This window comes from Streptomyces sp. NPDC047028 (genome assembly GCF_040644095.1).
GTDB lineage: Bacteria > Actinomycetota > Actinomycetes > Streptomycetales > Streptomycetaceae > Streptomyces.
The window spans coordinates 20,058-37,390 of sequence record NZ_JBEYVS010000055.1; the positions used below are offsets into that span (position 1 = coordinate 20,058).

General features: G+C 72.0%; 17 protein-coding genes. 12 read left to right on the top strand and 5 right to left on the bottom strand.

Annotated features, from left to right (window positions below):
• Window positions 1–67: 67 nt before the first annotated feature.
• The 5 genes from ABZ854_RS32860 to ABZ854_RS32880 all read left to right on the top strand — a co-directional run bounded on the left by ABZ854_RS32860 (window position 68) and on the right by ABZ854_RS32880 (window position 7,402).
• A complete protein-coding gene (locus ABZ854_RS32860) occupies window positions 68–1,501 on the top strand; it encodes a helix-turn-helix transcriptional regulator (RefSeq protein WP_361218403.1) in 1,434 nt (477 codons plus the stop codon).
• Complete coding sequence (locus tag ABZ854_RS32865) at window positions 1,494–2,186, top strand: dihydrofolate reductase family protein (RefSeq protein WP_361218406.1); 693 nt, start codon at window positions 1,494–1,496, stop codon at window positions 2,184–2,186. The genes ABZ854_RS32860 and ABZ854_RS32865 overlap by 8 nt, the downstream gene beginning before the upstream one ends.
• Window positions 2,186–2,653 carry a deaminase gene (locus tag ABZ854_RS32870; protein ID WP_361218409.1) on the top strand — a complete coding sequence of 156 codons (468 nt, stop codon included), beginning with the start codon at window positions 2,186–2,188 and terminating at the stop codon, window positions 2,651–2,653. The genes ABZ854_RS32865 and ABZ854_RS32870 overlap by 1 nt, the downstream gene beginning before the upstream one ends.
• A gap of 1,303 nt (window positions 2,654–3,956) precedes the next feature.
• Window positions 3,957–6,581, top strand: coding sequence for a hypothetical protein (locus ABZ854_RS32875; RefSeq protein WP_361218412.1), 2,625 nt, complete (start codon window positions 3,957–3,959; stop codon window positions 6,579–6,581).
• Entirely contained in the window at window positions 6,578–7,402 is an 825-nt protein-coding gene (locus ABZ854_RS32880) for a DUF721 domain-containing protein (protein ID WP_361218414.1), read from the top strand. The genes ABZ854_RS32875 and ABZ854_RS32880 overlap by 4 nt, the downstream gene beginning before the upstream one ends.
• Window positions 7,403–7,413: 11 nt before the next feature.
• On the opposite strand, the gene ABZ854_RS32885 is transcribed toward ABZ854_RS32880, so the two are convergent.
• On the bottom strand, window positions 7,414–7,884 hold the full coding sequence (locus tag ABZ854_RS32885) for a hypothetical protein (RefSeq protein WP_361218417.1): 471 nt from the start codon (window positions 7,882–7,884) through the stop codon (window positions 7,414–7,416).
• Between the two features lie 69 nt (window positions 7,885–7,953).
• Window positions 7,954–8,256, bottom strand: a complete 303-nt coding sequence (locus ABZ854_RS32890) for a hypothetical protein (RefSeq protein ID WP_361218420.1) — start codon at window positions 8,254–8,256, stop codon at window positions 7,954–7,956.
• Window positions 8,257–8,510: 254 nt separating this feature from the next.
• On the opposite strand from ABZ854_RS32890, the gene ABZ854_RS32895 reads away from it, so the two are divergent.
• From ABZ854_RS32895 to ABZ854_RS32920, 6 genes are all read left to right on the top strand, one after another.
• Entirely contained in the window at window positions 8,511–10,628 is a 2,118-nt protein-coding gene (locus ABZ854_RS32895; RefSeq protein WP_361218423.1) for a helix-turn-helix transcriptional regulator, read from the top strand.
• A 4-nt stretch (window positions 10,629–10,632) separates the two neighbouring features.
• Window positions 10,633–11,190 (top strand): XRE family transcriptional regulator, encoded by a 558-nt coding sequence (locus ABZ854_RS32900; RefSeq protein ID WP_361218426.1) that lies wholly within the window; start codon window positions 10,633–10,635, stop codon window positions 11,188–11,190.
• Between the two features lie 16 nt (window positions 11,191–11,206).
• Window positions 11,207–11,599 (top strand): hypothetical protein, encoded by a 393-nt coding sequence (locus ABZ854_RS32905; protein WP_361218429.1) that lies wholly within the window; start codon window positions 11,207–11,209, stop codon window positions 11,597–11,599.
• Window positions 11,600–11,752: 153 nt separating this feature from the next.
• Window positions 11,753–12,058 carry a DUF6247 family protein gene (locus tag ABZ854_RS32910; RefSeq protein WP_361218447.1) on the top strand — a complete coding sequence of 102 codons (306 nt, stop codon included), beginning with the start codon at window positions 11,753–11,755 and terminating at the stop codon, window positions 12,056–12,058.
• Window positions 12,055–12,315, top strand: a complete 261-nt coding sequence (locus ABZ854_RS32915; RefSeq protein WP_361218431.1) for a hypothetical protein — start codon at window positions 12,055–12,057, stop codon at window positions 12,313–12,315. Before ABZ854_RS32910 ends, ABZ854_RS32915 begins: the two co-directional genes overlap by 4 nt.
• A gap of 189 nt (window positions 12,316–12,504) precedes the next feature.
• Window positions 12,505–13,200: a hypothetical protein gene (locus ABZ854_RS32920; protein WP_361218434.1), complete on the top strand. Its 696-nt coding sequence runs from the start codon at window positions 12,505–12,507 to the stop codon at window positions 13,198–13,200.
• 4 nt (window positions 13,201–13,204) lie between these two features.
• On the opposite strand, the gene ABZ854_RS32925 is transcribed toward ABZ854_RS32920, so the two are convergent.
• Window positions 13,205–13,471: a hypothetical protein gene (locus ABZ854_RS32925; protein ID WP_361218437.1), complete on the bottom strand. Its 267-nt coding sequence runs from the start codon at window positions 13,469–13,471 to the stop codon at window positions 13,205–13,207.
• Between the two features lie 289 nt (window positions 13,472–13,760).
• Here ABZ854_RS32925 and ABZ854_RS32930 point away from each other — a divergent pair, with 289 nt between their 5' ends.
• Window positions 13,761–14,546, top strand: a complete 786-nt coding sequence (locus ABZ854_RS32930; protein WP_361218440.1) for a hypothetical protein — start codon at window positions 13,761–13,763, stop codon at window positions 14,544–14,546.
• A gap of 546 nt (window positions 14,547–15,092) precedes the next feature.
• On the opposite strand, the gene ABZ854_RS32935 is transcribed toward ABZ854_RS32930, so the two are convergent.
• Both ABZ854_RS32935 and ABZ854_RS32940 read right to left on the bottom strand, forming a co-directional pair.
• On the bottom strand, window positions 15,093–15,509 hold the full coding sequence (locus tag ABZ854_RS32935) for a helix-turn-helix domain-containing protein (protein WP_345655347.1): 417 nt from the start codon (window positions 15,507–15,509) through the stop codon (window positions 15,093–15,095).
• 55 nt (window positions 15,510–15,564) lie between these two features.
• Window positions 15,565–16,185: a hypothetical protein gene (locus ABZ854_RS32940; protein WP_136319665.1), complete on the bottom strand. Its 621-nt coding sequence runs from the start codon at window positions 16,183–16,185 to the stop codon at window positions 15,565–15,567.
• Window positions 16,186–17,333: the final 1,148 nt, after the last annotated feature.

Here is a 17,333-nt window from a genome sequence, read left to right on the forward strand (position 1 = left end):
GCTGCTAGTTCCAGATCTGACATGTGGCCGGGTGAACTGGCCACATCAGCCACAGGATTGGGGCGGGATGGCACAGAAACCGAGGGAGCTGACGCCCTGGGTGTCCCCCCTGCACAACTGGGGTTACCAGCTCCGCGAGCTGCGGAATTCGCGGGGTCTCAGCCTCCGCGACCTCTCGAAGTCGACCCGCATCGACCACGCTCACCTGGGGCGATTCGAACGAGCGGAGCGCATGGCCGACCGTACCCAGGCGGCGCTCCTGGACGAGGCCCTGGGCGCCAGCGGGATGCTGCTGCGCCTCTGGGAGCAGATCGGTGACGAGCGTGGCCATGTGGCCAATCCGCCCGTTCATGTGGCCAACTCGGCGGTCAGCCTGGCCTTGGGGGTAGCCGACCAGGCAGCGTCGGACGGTGAGGGGATCTCGGTCCCGTGTCGTCTACGCGATGGGTCGGTGGTTTGGGTGGCTCTGGAACGGCGCGCATTGCTGCGCGCGGGGGTGGGGTTGGGAGCCGCTTCGGCGGTCGGCGTGGGTTCGCCGGCGGCCGCGGACTCGACCGGCGTGCCGGGCCTGGTCCGCAGGGCGCGGGCCGCGTCGGCGTACGGATCGACGCCTGTTGAGCATCTGCGCCGCACCCGCCGTCTGCTGATCGACGGCGACAACCTGCTCGGGCCGCGCCACGCCCTCAAGGCGACGCGCGACTACATCGATGTCATCCAGGAGCTGCGCCGGGAGGCGAAGGGCGCCGACCGGCGCGACCTGATGGAGCTCCAGACGCAGTACGGGGAGTTCCTCTCCTGGCTCCACCAGGACCTGGGCAACCCAGACGCCGCGTCGTACTGGCTCGACAGGGCCATGCAGTGGTCGTACACGGTCGGCGACAACGAACTGACCACCTACGTCATGGCCCGCAAGGCCCAGCTCGCCGGTGACACGGCCGACCTGGTCGACGTCGTCGACCTGGCCGAAGCCGCCCAGCGGATGGCGCGGCCCCGCAGCCGGCTCGCCGCCGTGGCCCGCACCTACGAGGCGTACGGACACGCTCTGCGCGGCGATGCCGACGACAGCGAGCGGGCCATCGACTCCGTGCGCAACGCCTTGGACGGCATCGGCTCCGACCCCACCCCTTGGGGCGTATGGCTGAACCCCTCGTACGTGGAAGTCCACCGCGCGCAGGGCCTGGAAGCCCTCGGCAAGCACGACCAAGCCGCCGGCGCCTTCGCCGACGCCATCCGGCTGATGCCCGACGACTACCACCGCGACCGCGGCGTCTACATGGCGCGGCAGGCCGTGGCGCTGGCCGGCGCCCGCGATCCCGAGAGGGCCGCGACGATCGGCATGCACGCGCTGACCGTCGCGGCCGATACCGGCTCCGGCCGCATCACCAACGAGCTCGCCCGGCTCGACACCGCCCTGATCCCCTGGCAGCGCGAGGCCCCGGTCTCCGAGTTCCGCGCCGCCTTCGACTCCACCCTCGCCCACGAGACAGAAACGGATGCCTGAGCAGATGACTGCCCGCCCGTACGTCGTGCTGTCCGCCGCCATGTCGGTCGACGGCTACCTGGACGACACCAGCCCCGAGCGGCTGCGCCTGTCCAACGCCCCGGACTTCGACCGCGTCGACCAGGTCCGCGCCGAGAGCGACGCGATCCTGATCGGTGCGAACACGATGCGCCGGGACAACCCGCGCCTGCTGGTCAACAGCGACGAACGCCGTGCTCAGCGCATCGCCGACGGCAAGTCGGAGTACCCCCTCAAGGTCACCGTCACCGCGAGCGGCGACCTCTCCGCCGACCTGAAGTTCTGGCACCACGGCGGCGACAAGCTCGTCGTCACCGTGGACAGCGCGGTGGAGAAGGTCCGTACAACGCTCGGGGACCTCGCCGACGTCGTCAGCGTCGGGCCGGACCTCGACTGGGGCCTGGTCCTCGATGAGCTCGGGCGCCGCGGCGTCCGACAGCTGATGGTGGAGGGCGGCGGCACGATCCACACCCAGCTCATGGCCCAGGACCTCGCCGACGAAGTCCACCTGGCCATCGCGCCGCTGCTGGTCGGTCAGCCGGAGGCCGCGCGTTTCCTCGGGCCCGCCGACTACCCGGGGGGATCGACCGCGCGGATGCAGGTCCTCGAGGTCCGCGCGATCGACGACGTCGTCCTGATCCGCTACGCCCCGAAGGGCCGCCGCTGATGTACGCGCCCGACCGAGACCAGGACCTGCGCTGGATGCAGCGTGCGATCGACCTCGCTGCGCTGTGCCCTCCGGCGGCCGGCGCCTACTCGGTCGGCGCGGTCATCGTCGGCGAGGACGGCAGCGAGCTCGCGGCCGGCTACTCCCGGGAGGCCGACCCGCACGACCACGCGGAAGAGGCCGCCCTCGGGAAGCTGCCCGTGGACGACCCGCGCCTCGCCGGGGCGACGATCTACAGCACGCTGGAGCCCTGCTCCCAGCGGCACTCGCCGCGCACTCCGTGCGCGCAGCGCATCCTGGGCGCGGGGATTCCGCGGGTGGTCATCGCCTGGCGGGAGCCGTCGCTGTTCGTCGACGACTGCGTCGGCTACGAGCAGCTGGTGGAGGCCGGGATCGTGGTCGTGGAACTGCACGAACTGGCCGCAGCCGCGAAGGACGCCAATGCGCACCTGGGCGGACTGGCCTGATGACACCTCAACGGCTTACCCACCAGGTGACCCACCTCGGTCACGACTTTGCCGTCAAACACCGCAGTTCACCCGGCATTCGCGACTTCTCGGGCGGGATGCGCTTTCGACCCACGTCTGTGTCGTCACAGGGGGTTAGGGTGATCGCAGACGTGATCCATAACGACGAGAACCCCGGGACCGGGCCTGGTCCGCGGGGCCTCGAACGGGGCAACGCCTCGTTTGGCGACACCTGGAAAGGAGGTGATCGCGAGGTGAAGACTACCCGCGTCTGCGGAACTCCACGCGCAGCTACGCCGTTCCACCATCGCGATCACGCCATCGGGTGCGCCTCTGCGTACGCCGACACCGGCCTCGGAATCAAGGGGGTCGGGGTGACGTAGCGCCACCGGCCGCGCGCGCCAAATAAGCGGACTGCAATCCACTTCGGCCCCGCGCGGCCCTTCACGCCGACCAAAGGTCGGCCGCCCAGTCCCCGGTTCCAGCCGGTCCTGGGCTCCAGCTCATCGAGCTGGGTTGAGCAATCAGTCGCAGTACCCGGTCCGCAAGGACCACGCACCACCGCAGCGGCCCCCCTGCAAGGGGGCTTCTGCACAGCACCACCGAAGTGGCACCGCCGTTCCGTCGACCCCTGCAAGGGCCTTTGGAACATCCGTTCGATTCACGCAAAGGAGAGAGGACTCGCCCCTGGTTCTTCGTCCGGTCGCCCGCTCCTCTCGGAGGGGGCTCGCCGCCGTCCATACGTGACCCGATCCCCGTAGGGGGTCGGCCCTTGTTGATCCATATGGAAGTTGGTTATCGCCATAGTGCACGAGCTCCGGTCGACTTGTCAGGTCGACCACGACCAGGTCAGTACCCCCTCTGGGGTGATTCCCGCTGGTTGTGGTGTCCCCCCTACGGGGATTGTGACGTACATCACACTCCTTGAGTGTCACACGGGCACCTCCGGTCAGGCGGTCTGCCTGACCTCAGGGATGCGCGCGGAAGCGGCGTCGGCTGCCACGCTGGACCACCCCTTCGGCGACATCCTCGGCAACTCCGTCGGCGGCGCCCGCGAGGGTGCCGTCCCGTGTGACGGGACGGGTTCCAAGATCGTTGCCCGTCGTGCGGGAGCGGCGGGAGGTATTGGCGCTCGCGGGCCCCTGTCCACAGGCCGTCTGGTGCAGGGTCGGCGGGTGGATGACGGATCGCGCGTTTTCGCTGTTCAGGGAGGTGTCCGCTTTGGCGTGTACACCGGCCCGATGACGACTCAGACGGTCTCGGCCCTCACCGTGTCCGCCGCTCCTGCTGGGGCGGTGACCCGATGAGCGCCCTGGCGGCACCGGCCGCGGAGCTGGACTCCCTCTTCGGCGGCTTCGCCGACGGTGCCCCCGTGCTTCCCGGGCAGCGGACCGCGCTGCGGTCGGTGCCGGCCGCCGGGAAACCGGATGGCGACGGCCCGGAGGACCCGCTGCGCCTCGGTCGCACGATGCGGCTTCGGCTGCGCAACGCGGTCCAGGCGCTGCTCGCGGACCCTTCGATCGCCGGGCTGAAGGACGCCCCGAAGCTGGCGGCCGTGGTGCTGTACGCGAAGTCGCGGGCGCCGAAGGGCGAGGACGACGACCTCCAGACCTCGACCTGGGGTGCGGAGCTCGGCCGGTGGATGGGCGTGAAGGAGTCGACGGTCCACCACAAGGTGCTGCCGGTGCTGCGCGGCTCGGACGCGGTGCACACGCAGGTGGTGAGGGACGCCAAGGGACACCCGACCGGGCTGGACTGCCTGGTCATGCCCCTGTGGCGCGCTCACCACGGCGGGGGAGCGGGGCACCCGCTGGCGCTGACGAAGGCGGAGCTGGCGACGCTGCTGCACCTGTGCGAGGCGCTGTTCGGGCACGGCTGGACGCCGAAGGACAAGGCGCCGACGCCGCCGGGGCTGCTGGCCGGCCGTACGGGCAAGGGCGCGGCGACCGACCGGCTCGGGCTGCTGCTGATGGTGCTGAACACACGGGCGTCGGGCTGGCTGCAGTTGGTCGGCGGCTCGGTGAAGAAGCGCGAGGGGCGCGGGGCGGCGACGCTGGCCCGGCTGCTGGGCTGCTCGCCGTCGGGGGCCCGGAAGGTGCTGGCCCGGCTGACGGAGGCCGGGGTCGTGGCGCGGCAGCGCAAGGCGACGTCGACGCGGATGAACGGCCGGGGCCGGGTCATGCTGCTGCCGGTCGCCCGCGCGTACGGCCGCACGCTGGCCCCTGTGGAGGCTGCCCAGAGCGCCGGTCCGGTGTTTTCGGCGCGTCCCGATGGTGCGTGCGGAGATCATGGTCCGGCCGGTGTCGCTGATGCCCGTGGTACGTCTGGGATCTGCGGTGCCGAGGGTGCCGGGGATGCGGCGGATCAGGAGCGTCCCGATGGTGCAGAGCTCCACGCAGACCACGCTCACCTGGTTACTCCCGTCGTTCTTCCGCAGCTTGATTGTGGTTTTTCCGGCGAAGGCCGTGGGGGTGAGGGCCGTCGGCCGGAGCGCGTGTGCGCGGGCGAGGACCAGGCCGTCGCCGACGCCAGCGGCGTTGCCGGGAACAACTCGCCGGTGGCCGAGGACGGCCCGCTGCGCGGGGAAAAGCCGAAGGAGTCCCCGGTCGATGAGCGGGTGGGGCAGCGCGCTGCTGAGGCTGGTGCCGGTGGCCGGCCGAAGGCCGGAGGGTGGGAAAAGGCGCAGCAGCAGAGGCGGGTGGCCCTGCCTGCCGATCTTCGTCTGCGGGTAGCGCTGGGGCCGGTCTCGTGGCTGTGGGAGCGGCTGTCGGGGTGGCAGCAGGACCAGGTGGAGGCCGCCGCGAAGAGCGAGCTGGCGCAGCTGGTGGGCCTGGGCGTGGCGGCGGAGGGTGCGCCGCGGCTGCTGGCCGACCGGCTCACTGACCGGCTGGCGGAGACCGGCGGCGAGGCGATGGTCACCGGCCCGTACGGGTGGCTGATCCGCCGGGGTCTGCCCCAGCGGTCGGCCTGCTCGCACCGCAAGTGCGACGACGGGATCCGGCTCGACACCGGGGAGGACTGCGAGAACTGCGGGAACGTCCTCCACCTGCGCCGCGCCTGGCGTGCCCGGATCGGCGCGGACATCGACCGGGAGCTGCCCGGCCTGGCCGACGACGAGCGCCGCCGCGTCCTCGAGGAGCGGCTGCGGGAGCGGACCGCCATCGACGCGGAGGACCTGGCCTGGCGCCAGGAGCAGGCCCGCGCGGAGCGGGCCCGGCGCGATGCGGCCCGTGCGGCAGCCGCTGAGCAGGCGGAACGCGACCGGCAGGCCGCGGCCGCCGCCGACGCGGTCCGCCAGGAGCTGGCGTGCGCGGACTGCGGGCGCGGCCGGGCGGCCGGGCTGTGCGAGGCGTGCGACCACCGCCGGCAGACCGAGGCCCTGATCGCTGAGGCCGGTCTCCTCGCGGCGGCCGGGTGCGCCGACCTGGGCGAGGCGGGCAGCGTCGCGGCCGCCGTCGCCGGGGCCCGCACGGCCATCGAGGACAGCACCGCCGCCACGTGGCGGGAGTTCCTGGAGATCACCGACACGGCCGCCCTGGAGGCCGATCCGCAGGGGGCTGCGGACGCGTACGCGTTCACCGCGTTCCAGGCCGCGCAGCAGGCCGTCGGCGCGTACCAGGACGACGCCCTGGTGGTGCTGGGCCGCACCCAGGAGGCCGAAGCCGAGGCCCGCCGGGCGTACCGGTCCGAGCAGGGGCGCCCCTGGTTCCGGAACAACCCGAGCGGCGCGGACGCGGTCGCCGCTGCGACGAAGGCCGCCGACACCGCGCGGAAGCGCGTGGCCGAGTACCTGCTGGCCGCGCGGCTGAAGCAGCTGCACGAGCGGTCCGCCGTCCGGTCCGAGAAGCCCGCGTCGTGGACGGACCGGCTGCCCGGCCTCGCCGCGCGCCCGCTGGACGGCGACGCCGCCGGGCCGGTGATCGCATGACCGGCGAGTTGAGCGGCGTCGACCTCGCCCGCCAGGCCCTTATCGCGGCCCGGGAGGCGGCGAAGAAGAACGGCGCCACCCAGACGAAGAAGCCGAAGCGGCGCACCACCACCGTCGTACGCCGTGACGGCCGTGAGCCGCTCGGGCTGGGCAGCGCGATCAGCCGGATGATGACCGAGCGCGGCATGGTCACCCCGGCCGCCGGCGGATCCGTCCTCGCCGACTTCGACACCATCCTCGCCGCGGCCGTGCCCGAGCTCGCCGGGCGCGTGCAGGCGACGGCGTTCGACGCGGACACCGGCCGCCTGGACGTCGTCCCCGACGCCCCGGCCGTCGGCACGAAGCTGCGCTGGAGCGCCCCGAAGCTGATCGCGGCGGCCAACGAGCGGGTGCAGGGCGCGAACGTCCGCGCCGTGCACGTCCTGGCGCCCGCGCCCGTGAAGACCGGCTCCACCACGGCGGCCGCCACCCCGGCCCCGGCCGCGCCCGACGTGCCCGCCGCCCCGGTGGAGCGCCGGCCGCCGCCGGACGGGTACCGCCGCGCGATCGAGGCGCACCGCCAGGCCGCGCCGCCCTCCCGGGTGGACCCGGGCATCGCGGAAGCAGTGGAGCGGCAGACGAAGGCGATGCGCGAGCTGTCGCGCCGGGCCTTCCCCGAGCCCGACGTCGTCCCCGCCGATACGCCGGCCCCGATCGACCAGGCTCGCATCCAGCGCCGCCGCCAAGCCGCGGTGACCGAGGCCGCCGCGCTGCGCCGGGCCCGAGCCGAGAAGGCCGGCCGGGAAGTGGCTGTGCCGCGCCGCCTGGAGCAGACGGCATGAGCAGCATCGGATCAGGCGCTGGGCTCCGGCCGCACGGTGTCGCCGTCGACCTCGGGCACGGCCTGGTCGTCGCCGGTGCCCCAGAGCGCGCGGGCGAGGAAGTACAGGCCGACCATCCCGGCGTAGATGAACATTCCCCAGCCGAAGATCAGCATGAAGACGTTCGCGTCGCTGCGCGGGGAGCTGTAGGCCACGCCCTGCATGGTCGTGAACAGCCACGGGAACCACGTCGACTTCAGGAAGCCAGGGTCGGCGTACCGGCCGCCGCCCCGGCGCCACGACAGTAGCGGCACCGCCGCGAAGCCGACGCTGGCCAGGCAGTACATGAGGGCGAAGAAGTCGTTGGCGATGAACTGGTGGCCGTTGGTGATCCCGATGTAGGCGACCCCGGGAAGGAAGAGCGCGACCGGCACCCCGAAGCCCAGCACCTCGCCACGGTTGCGGACCTTCGCCACGCTCTCCCCCTGCTGTCGACGTCTCACCCGGCACCGTACCGGCCGCACGCCGCCGGATCCGCCGATCGGCGCGAAGGGCCAGGAGGGCGGGGCCGGCTACTCGCGGCGCGCGAGCTCCTCGGGGGTGGGCACGTGCCGGGTGACGTGCGGCTGGCCGCTGTAGTCGACGGTGATCGTGTGCCGCAGGACGTCGTCGTCGGCGTCGTAGAAGATCTGCTCGATCTCCAGGCAGGCCCGGTCGGTGGAGATCCCGAAGTCGTGGGCCTCCTGGTCGTTCACCTGCCGGGCCCGGGTGCCGGTGACCATCCGCACCGTCCCGGCCGGCGCGCCCGGCGGGAGTTCGACGGCGCCCGGCCGCGCCCGCGTCGACCACGTTTGTGCCCCGCTCTGGTCCGTCATGGTCGCCACCGTAGCGAGCACGCCCGCCCAAGGGGGCCGTCTCTCGGCAACTCGGACCGCCACCTATAAGCCTCACACGCCGTTTCCCCAGGTGAGAAGGCCCGTACGGTCGGCCTGCCAGGTGTGAGCCAGGGCCTGCGGATGCCGCGAAAACCCGGGCCCGACCCTCCGGACGTTCAATCCGAACGGGTTAAAAAAATGGGTTAAAGGCTAGGGTAAACAGTGCTAGGGTGACGGTACGAAAGGAGATCGACATGGCATCCGAAGAGGAGCTGTTCGCGAACATCGACGCGTTGCTGGAGGAGGAGCCGCAGCTCCCGCCCCCGGCGGAGCGTGCCCGGCTGCGCGAGGCAGCCGGCATCACCCAGGCCCGCCTCGCGACCGCGTTGAAGTCGACCGTGCAGACGGTCAAGAACTACGAGAACGGCCGCTCCGAGCCGAAGTCGCCGCGCCTGGAGGCGTACCAGCGGCTGCTGAAGGGGTGGGCGGCGAAGTACCCGGCCCACGGAGCTCCCACCGCCGCGCCGCAGCCCGCCCCGGTGCCGGACACCTTCACCGGCCCGGCCGCGTCCGAGCCGACCGACACCGTCGCCCCCGCACAGGCCCCCGCCGCCCCGGCCGCGCCGGAGCGTCCCGCCCGTCCGGCCGGTCGCCCGGCGGCGTCGTCCCGGCGTCCGGCGGCGAAGAAGGCCGCCGCGCCCGCGACCGACCCGCGCTTCCCGCACGGCCCGCTGGCCGTCCTCGACGGCGACGGCTCCGCGTACGCGGTGGGCGGCGTCGTACTGGACTGCCCGGCGACCACCGTGCCGGAGCTGGTGGAGTGGACGCTGCGCGAGTCCGGCCTCGGCGCCGCCAAGCTCAACCGGTACGGCAAGGACAGCGACCCGCTGATCGTGCTCACCGCGGCCGCCGCCGTGAAGCTGGGGCTGCCCGAGCGCCTGGAGGGCCACGAGCAGCGCCGCTCCCTGCGCCTGCCGGAGGACCACCCGGTCGTCAAGCAGGTCGCGAAGGCGAAGTGGCAGCTCACCCAGCGGGGCTTCGGGCCGTGGGCGCGGATCTACCGCAAGGCGCAGGGCCGCGACCGGCAGTGCGTGCAGCTGGCGGTCCTGTCCTGGGACGCCCTCGATGACCGGTCCTGGCCCGGCGTCGCGGAGATGGGGCCGGCCGACATCGCCCGCGTCCTCGGGGTGTACGCGATGCGGGTCATCACCCCGCGCGGCTCCACCGCCGTCTCCGGCCTGGAGCTGATGACCGCGCTGCGCCCGCCCACCAAGGCCGTGCAGGACCCGGCCACCGGCAACTGGGTCTCCGGCTACAACGCGGGCTCGCTGGGCACGGAGCCGATGGACCCGGCGCCGCCGGAGGCCACCCCGGAGCACCCCGTCGTCGTCGGGAACAACTGGACCGGCGGTTTCCTCAACGAGGAGGCGTACCAGTGGGTGCGCTCGGTGGACACGCTCTCGGATGAGGAGTGCACCCTGCCGTTCGCGGTCGGCCTCGACCTGAACACGGCGTTCCTCGCCGCCGCGGCCCGCCTGGTCGTCGGCCTCAGCGCGCCCGACCACTTCCACGCCCCGAAGTTCAACCCCAAGATTCCCGGGAGCTGGCTGGCAGACCTCAGCCACATCGAGCTGGACCCTCGCCTGCCCAGCCCGTTCACGCCGGACGGCTCCCGGCCGACCGGCCCGGCCTGGTACCAGACGCACACCCTCGCCTACGCCCAGGAGCTCGGACACGACGTGCACCCGATCGAGGCGTACCTGCGCCGCGAGACCGGCGCCTACCTCGACCCGTGGCACGACCGCCTCAAGACCGCCTACGTCGACACCCTCGCCGACATGGGCGTCACCAAGGACCTGGACGACCGCCAGTTCCTCGCCGCGATGGAGCAGCACAAGCAGAACGACCCGGCCCTGGCCGCCGTCCTGTCCGCGATCAAGGCCACGGTGAAGGGCGGCGTCGGCAAGCTCCGCGAGCGCCCCCAGGGCAAGTCCTACAAGGAGGGCGAGACGTGGCCGGCCCTCGCGCGGCCGACGTGGCGCCCCGACATCCGGGCCGCCGTCATCAGCAAGGCCCGGGTCAACATGCACCGCAAGCTCAACAACATGGCGAAGATGACGGGCCTGTTCCCGCTCGCCGTGCTCTCCGACTGCGTCGTCTACCCGAGCCCGGCTGAGAGCCCGCTCGACTTCCTCCCCTACGCCGCCTCGGGCAAGCCGCAGCCGGGCGGGTTCCGCCTCGGGCCCACGCCCGGCCTGGCGAAGCTGGAGGGCGTTCAGTCGATGCTGTGGGCGGTCGACCTGATGGAGAAGGGCCTGAACCCGGCCCGCCACATCAAGGGCGGCGACGCCGTCCTGGACGAAGGGGAGTAAGACCGTGGGGGACATCGAGGACGCGATCGAGCGGGCCGACCGCGAGGCGTTCACCAAGGACCCGCCGAAGACCCTCAAGGGTCAGATCGGTTTCCTGATCAAGCAGTTCGGCAGCGCCAAGGCCGTCGCGGCGGAGCTCGGGGTCACCGCCGACTCCGTCAACCGCTACCGACGCGGCGCCCGCAAGCACGCCCGCGCCGACGTCGCCGCGAAGATCGACGACACGGTGAAGGCCCGCTGGCAGCCGCTGGTGCGCAAGCGGCGGCAGAAGCAGGCCGCCGCCACCGGCGGGATCACGGTGGAGACCAGGGCCCGGTTCGGCTACACGTCGTCCGCCGGATCGACCGACGACGGACGGTTCCGCCGCCTCACCGTGCACCTCCCCGCGACGTACGCGCAGCGCCTGTTCGACGCCCGCGACACGGGGGCCAGCGACCAGGCGATGCGCGGAATCATCGCGGAAGGGTTCAAAGAAGTGTATTTCCAGGACGGCGGCGGTCGCGCTATGGGACTGTCGGACGTGGAAATCAACGACATCGATTACCTCGATCTGGACTTCTGAATAGGAGCGGAAAAGTATGACCACGCAATTCCCGCCCATCGACCGCGACAAGAGCCCGCTGACCGCCGTGGACGAAGAGGCCGTGCGCCTGGCCGACGTCCTGGAGGCGCACCCGGCCGCCAGTGACGTCACCGACGCCGGCGCGGCGGGCGACATCGTCTTCACCGCGGCCGGGGACACCTGGGTGCTCGACTTCCAGTCGGGCCCCGACGGCGACGTCTTCCAGGACCCGACCGGCGCCGCCCCGGCGCCCGCCGCCGCACCGGCCGCCGACGTCCTGCGCGACGTCGTCGTCCCCGCGCTCCTGGCCCACCCCGCCTACCGGGCCGCCACCGCCGACGGCGACACCCTCACGGTCCACCTGGCCACCGGCCGCCACTACGCCCTGGCCCTCAGCCCCGCCGCCTGACCTCGGTCGGCACACCACGGGCCGGGCCCCGGCATCGCAACTGCCGGGGCCCGGCCCTCGTGCCGCTCACCCTGTAGGAGGGATCTGCCCATGACCGCATCCACGGCGATCCGGCGCGCGTACGGTGAGGTGACGACCCGCCGGGAGGACACGATGAGCGCGCAGCCCGACCACGCCCCCGTCACCGCCTACGCCCCCGCACCCGGAGCGCCGGCCGAACTCCTTGCGCAGCTGCGCGCCGACAAGCGCGCGAACACCTGGGTGCCGGCCTTCGAGCGCGACTGGACCGCCGCCCTCGAGGAATCCCGCCGCAGCTTCTCCCTGGCCGGGCTCTACGAGGTCGTCCAGGACTGGCAGGGCCGCATCGCGCACGCCCCGGCCGTCGACGCGTTCGTCGCCTCCGGCTACGACGACAGCGACGCCGTCGACCTGGCGGAGCTCCGCCGACGTCGCGGGTGAGCCCGGCACCGTACGCGGTCCGCGTCTCCGCCCCGGCCGCCAAGGTCCTCGACGCGCTGCCCGAGCACGCGGTGGACACCGTGTGGGACATCCTCGCCGCGGCCGCCGCCGACCCGTGGGGGTTCCGGCAGTTCGACACCGACGACGACGAGGGCGAGGACGTCCGCTACGCGGCCGTCGGCCAGCTCTCCGTCACCTTCTGGGTCAACCGGCCACTGCGCAGCCTGACGGTCCTGAACATCGTGTGGCTCGGATAGCCACCCCCGACAACGGCCTGACCCCGGCATCGCAACTGCCGGGGTCAGGCCGTTTCCGATCGTAGCCACCGCCGTATCCACCGGTAGTCAGCCCGGTGGCAACGCGTATCCGCTCGCAGTCGTCACCCGTTGCCGCGGTGCCGGGTAGCGTGCCTGGGACTGATCCGGACCCGGGGTGGGGGAGTGGCGATGAGTTTTCCACGGTTCGATGAGCGCGGGCCGCTGTCGCCGATCGAGCTGGCGGCGCTGCGGTCGTTGAACGCGGCGGTGCTGACCGCGCGGTTCGAGTGGCAGTCAGCCGGCGTGTTCTGGGACCGGCTCCAGGGCGGCAGTGACGTGGCCGAACTGCACGAGGAGAACGCGACGTTCACGTTCCACGGGCAGGCCGTCCAGGAGATCGCGCGGGGTGCGACCGCGTTCGAGCGGCACACGGCGCTGATCGCCTGGCGGTACGCGGCCGCGGCGGTCGTCCTGGGCGTCACCGTTCTGCAGCGTGTCGCGGACGCGAAGCCGCCCCTGAGTCCCATGGCGGTGAGGGAGCTGTGCCAGGAGCCGACCCTGGGGCAGCTGCACCAGGCCCTGTCCGTGCCGGTGGCCGACCTCCTGCCCGAACGTGACCTCAACGTCCCGAGCGACCGCGAGGACACGGCACGGCGGTGGGCTCAGATGCGCGACGGCGTGGACAGCGCGATCGAGGTCGTGGTGGAGATCGCCGCAGATGAGGAAGAGGCCCACCCCCGGACCAAGGCCGAAGCCGCCGGCTGCCTGCTGACCGAGCACTGCCCGCCTCACACTGACCCGGTGTACCAGGGCGTCCTGGAGCCGCTGCTGCGCCTGGCGGAGGAAGTCCCGTTCGGCATCAGCCGGATCATCGGAAAGGGCTGACCTCTCAGACCTGCGGCGGCGTCGCTCCGGGGAGCTCCCCGGAGAAGGCCCACCACTGCTCGATGGTCCACACGGCCGCGCTGGAGCGGTCGGTGGACATCCGCAGCCACACCTCCTCGCCGCCGGGCATGAGCGCCACCTCCAGGTGCGGGTCGTCCCACGTCCCCATCGGGTACATCCACTCGATGCCGTCGGGCCAGGTCCGCATCGCCACCGTGCGCACGCTCAGCGCCGCGGCGAAGGCGTCCAGCGCCGCCTTGGGTATCCGCACCTCCGCTGGCTCCCGCTCGATCCCCGCCACCGGGCCCCTCTCGCGTCGTGCGGCGGGCCCGCGCCCGCCGTCGCGGAACAGCGTGACAGACCCGCCCCGCACCCGGTGTCACGCTGTGAGGGTAGAAGGCTCATAGGGCGTTTCCCCAGGTAGACGCGGTGACTATGAGGCTGTGAGCCTGTGAGTCGGGCCCGCACGGCCTGCGTACCGCCGGGGCGCCGGCCCCGCTCCCGCGGCTGTGCTCCCGCACGCCCTGGTGGTGCCCGCCGACCCGGAGGACGATGGAGTCGTGGGCGAGCAGACCGAGGACCAGGAGCACGGCGCCGAACCGGCGCGGCCGCCGCTGAGCGAGGCCAGCGCCCGGGAGCTGACGGCCGGGCTGCGCGAGGCGATGGACGACGTCCGGCGCTCCGTGGCGATCCTCGCCGCCCGGGTCCGCGACGCCCACGCCGCCCGCGTGTGGCTGCCGCTGGGGCACTCCAGTTGGGAGTCGTACTGCCAGGCGGAGTTCGGGATCAGCCGCGCCCAGGCGTACCGGCTCCTCGATGTCGCCCGCGCGCTCGCCGCGATCCACGACGCCGTCGCCGCCGGACCCGAGCTGTCTCGCACGCGAGACACCGACCCCGGCGCCGCGGCCGCGCTCGACTACGGGCTGTCCCAGCGGGGCCTGATCGCCGTCTCCGGCCGTACGGACGCCGTCGCGGAGATCATCACCCGCCGACTCGCCGCGCTCGCCCACAGCGGCCTCCAGGCCCTCGACCCGGCTGCGGTGCGCGCCGTGGTCCGCCAGGCCGTCCGCGACGTCCGCACCGCCCCGCCCCCGGCACCCGCTGATCCGCCGGCGGACCCGGCCGTCGCCGCGCTGCGCGCCGTCGTCGATGACCTGGCCGCGTGCTCGCACCAGCTCGGTGAGCTGATGCTCGAAGTCGCCCCCGCGTACCTGTCCGACACCGAGGCCGCCGACGTCCTGGCGCTGCTGTGCGAGCAGATCGGCGAGCCGCTCGACCACGGGCTCGCTGCCCGCCGCTACGCCTTGACCGGTGACCGCCGGGCCCTGGCCGGCACCGTGCTGTAGGCACTGCTGCTCGTGCTCCTGGTGGTGGTCGTCGGGGGCAGCAGGGCCGTGTTCGGGGTGTAGCGCAGCATTTGCCTGGGCCGGGCGGGACAAGGCTGCTGCTCGGGTAGCAGGCCGTCTCCGGCGGATACAGCACGGCCAGCTGCTGCGTGCTGCTGCGACGGCCCGTGCTCCCTGCTCCGGGGGCAGGCAGCAGAGCCGGAGGACCGTCCCGGCCGCTGCATAACATCGCAGATCTGCTATCTCCGGCAGGAGATCCATTCACGGCTGCTGCATACAGCCGCCCGCGCTCCGAGGGACGCCGGTTGTTCTGCTGCTCCAGAACAAGCCGGTTCACCTGATGCTACCGGTCGCCCGGTCCGCGCGACGGGCGAGAGCGGCGGAGCGGCTGCGTTTGTTCTGCTCTCCCAGAACAAGGCGGTTTACGTAGTGCTACCGGCTTAATCGCGCGCGGGTACGACGAAGGCGCCGCACCCGGGGGCGCAGCGCCTTGGTTCTTCGAGGGGGCCGGGAGGGCCGCTGGAGGGCTTGTGAGGGCCCTCGGTGTCAGCCGGTCGCGGCGAGGTTGGCCATCTGGGCGGCGAACCGGGCCCGTCGCTGCTCGGTGAACCGCTCGGGCTCAGCAGCTCGGATCTCCGGGATCGGCATCGGGTAGGCGACCTTCCCGCCGGTGAGGAGCGGGTGGAGCTGGTAGAGGCCGTCCTCGAGGCTCCAGGCCAGTCCGCACTCTCGGAGCTCCTTGAAGCCGCGGTTCACGGTCGGCTTGCTGGCGCCCAGCTCACGCGCCATCTCGTTCTGGCTGATCGCGGCAGTGCCGGCCTCGGGGTCGCTGAGATACAGCAGTTCGTCCAGGACGCGGCGGCCGGCGGTGGAGACGTCGACCAGGGCCAGGAGGCGCAGGACGGCACGGGGGATCGCGACGGGGGCCTCTGTGGGAGGGCTAGGGACGTAAGAGCTGCTCACGGAGCCTCACCACTTCCGATCAGGTCGACGTGTAACGAGGATATGCCGCGCGAGGTCATGCGCTCGCCTTGCGCACGGGCCGCCGCTGCCGGAGCGTGACGACCTTCTCCTTGCGGCGGGCGGACTCCGCGGCCTTCTTCTCCGCCTCCCGCGCCTGGCGCCACTCGGTGGGGTAGTCGGCGTGCGGGATGAGGCAGGCCGGGCCCTCCGCGCTGTTCCAGAGCGCCTGCCACTTCTCCTGCTCGCCGGAGGTGCCGGCCACCGTGAGCCACGGGTTCAGCTGGAGGACACCGCGCTTGGCGGTCCGCATCCAGCCGACGTGCGCGAAGAACTGCGACGCCTCGTTCACCGAGGCCGCCGACAGGTTGCACCGGGCCTGGAGGTCACGCTGGTTGGTCTTCACGAAGCCACGGGCAGCAGCGCGGGTCTGGTCGTCGGCGCGGTTGGCGTTCTGCAGCGCCACGAGCTTGCACCAGACCTGGAACCAGGAGCCGGGCATCTTCAGGCTGCCGAGGACGTCCATCAGCAGCCGGGCGTCCAGCACGTAGCCGCTGCACTCCGCGCTCGCGGCGAACTCGCGGCCCTTGATCTTCTCCACGCCCAGGATCAAGCCGCCCTTGCCGTCCGACCGCGCAACCACGCGCTCGCCGGGGCGGACGATCGGCAGCTGGTCCATCAGCACAGTCCTCCAGGATGATCAACGTTTCAGCCTGCACGGTAGCACTAGGTAAACCGGCTTGTTCTGGAGGGGCAGAACAAACCGTGCCGCACAGTCACCTGATGACCCGTCAGATTCGGGGGGTCTTTGTTCTGGATCTCCAGAACACCCGGGAACCGTTTGTTCTGGAGATCCAGAACAAACGGTTTCGTATCACCGCAGGTCAGAGCCGGTTTCGGCGCGGAACGCTCTTATGTGTCACTAGACACCGGCTGCCACCTGAACCCCTACCGCCACGCCGCGCACCGCGCGGCGCAAGCAGCTGGCGGCGACGGGCGTGTCGCCGTCGACAACCACCGGTTCGAGGGGGGCCGGCGCCTGTGGCTGAGCTCGCTTCGCGTGCGGCGCCGTGGCTCGGCGCGGGCTCGGGACAGCAGCAACGGCTCTGAGTCTCGGGTGGTGCCGACCGTGACGCTCAAAAGCCCGGAGGCGTGGCTGGTGTTGGTGGTGGGCTCCGCCGTACGGCCTGGCGGCCGGACGGCTCATGTACCTCCGCACGCCGAATTCCGGCATTCCCATATCGGGCTTCCGTTCTGTGGCTAAGCTATTCGAGGCCGCGCAATCCTGAATTCAGCCGGTGAGTTTATGGGCGGGCTTAGGGGTGGTGCAGCTAGGACCCAAACGCTACACACCCGCGCCGCGTGATGCATCACGCTGGCTGCATGTTCGCTAGCTCGGGTGATGCATGTGCGCAATCCGTCGCCCAGTGGCGGGTTGACGTGTAAGCTGGCGGGGTATTCGTGAACGTGAGCGGCCAGGTTCGAGGGTGGGGGAGTGGTCAGGGTGGAGCGCAGCGGAGCCCGTCACTACGGTGGGGCCGGCACCCGATCGGGCCGACAGTCCGTCACTCCCGTTGCGGGGGTGGTGGGCAGGAACCCCAAGCCCTACACAGTCCCGCGCGTGATGCACCTCCCCTCGTAGCCAGCCCCGGTGATCGCGCTTGCGCGGTCGCCTCCAATTCGCGCTTGCGCGAATTGCATTCCGTTAGGAATTCCGCTCGCGGAATTCCATTCCCGCGCTTGCGCGGGAATCCGAATTGCGCTTGCGCAATTCGCGCTCTATGCCCCGGCTTGCCGGGGCATATCCCGCGGAGCGGGATATGCCCC

Coding starts and splice junctions, on each gene's coding strand:
- ABZ854_RS32860 (WP_361218403.1), top strand. CDS start 68: ATGGCACAGAAACCGAGGGAGCTGACGCCCTGGGTGTCCCCCCTGCAC.
- ABZ854_RS32865 (WP_361218406.1), top strand. CDS start 1,494: ATGCCTGAGCAGATGACTGCCCGCCCGTACGTCGTGCTGTCCGCCGCC.
- ABZ854_RS32870 (WP_361218409.1), top strand. CDS start 2,186: ATGTACGCGCCCGACCGAGACCAGGACCTGCGCTGGATGCAGCGTGCG.
- ABZ854_RS32875 (WP_361218412.1), top strand. CDS start 3,957: ATGAGCGCCCTGGCGGCACCGGCCGCGGAGCTGGACTCCCTCTTCGGC.
- ABZ854_RS32880 (WP_361218414.1), top strand. CDS start 6,578: ATGACCGGCGAGTTGAGCGGCGTCGACCTCGCCCGCCAGGCCCTTATC.
- ABZ854_RS32890 (WP_361218420.1), bottom strand. CDS start 8,256: ATGACGGACCAGAGCGGGGCACAAACGTGGTCGACGCGGGCGCGGCCG.
- ABZ854_RS32895 (WP_361218423.1), top strand. CDS start 8,511: ATGGCATCCGAAGAGGAGCTGTTCGCGAACATCGACGCGTTGCTGGAG.
- ABZ854_RS32905 (WP_361218429.1), top strand. CDS start 11,207: ATGACCACGCAATTCCCGCCCATCGACCGCGACAAGAGCCCGCTGACC.
- ABZ854_RS32910 (WP_361218447.1), top strand. CDS start 11,753: ATGAGCGCGCAGCCCGACCACGCCCCCGTCACCGCCTACGCCCCCGCA.
- ABZ854_RS32920 (WP_361218434.1), top strand. CDS start 12,505: ATGAGTTTTCCACGGTTCGATGAGCGCGGGCCGCTGTCGCCGATCGAG.
- ABZ854_RS32940 (WP_136319665.1), bottom strand. CDS start 16,185: ATGGACCAGCTGCCGATCGTCCGCCCCGGCGAGCGCGTGGTTGCGCGG.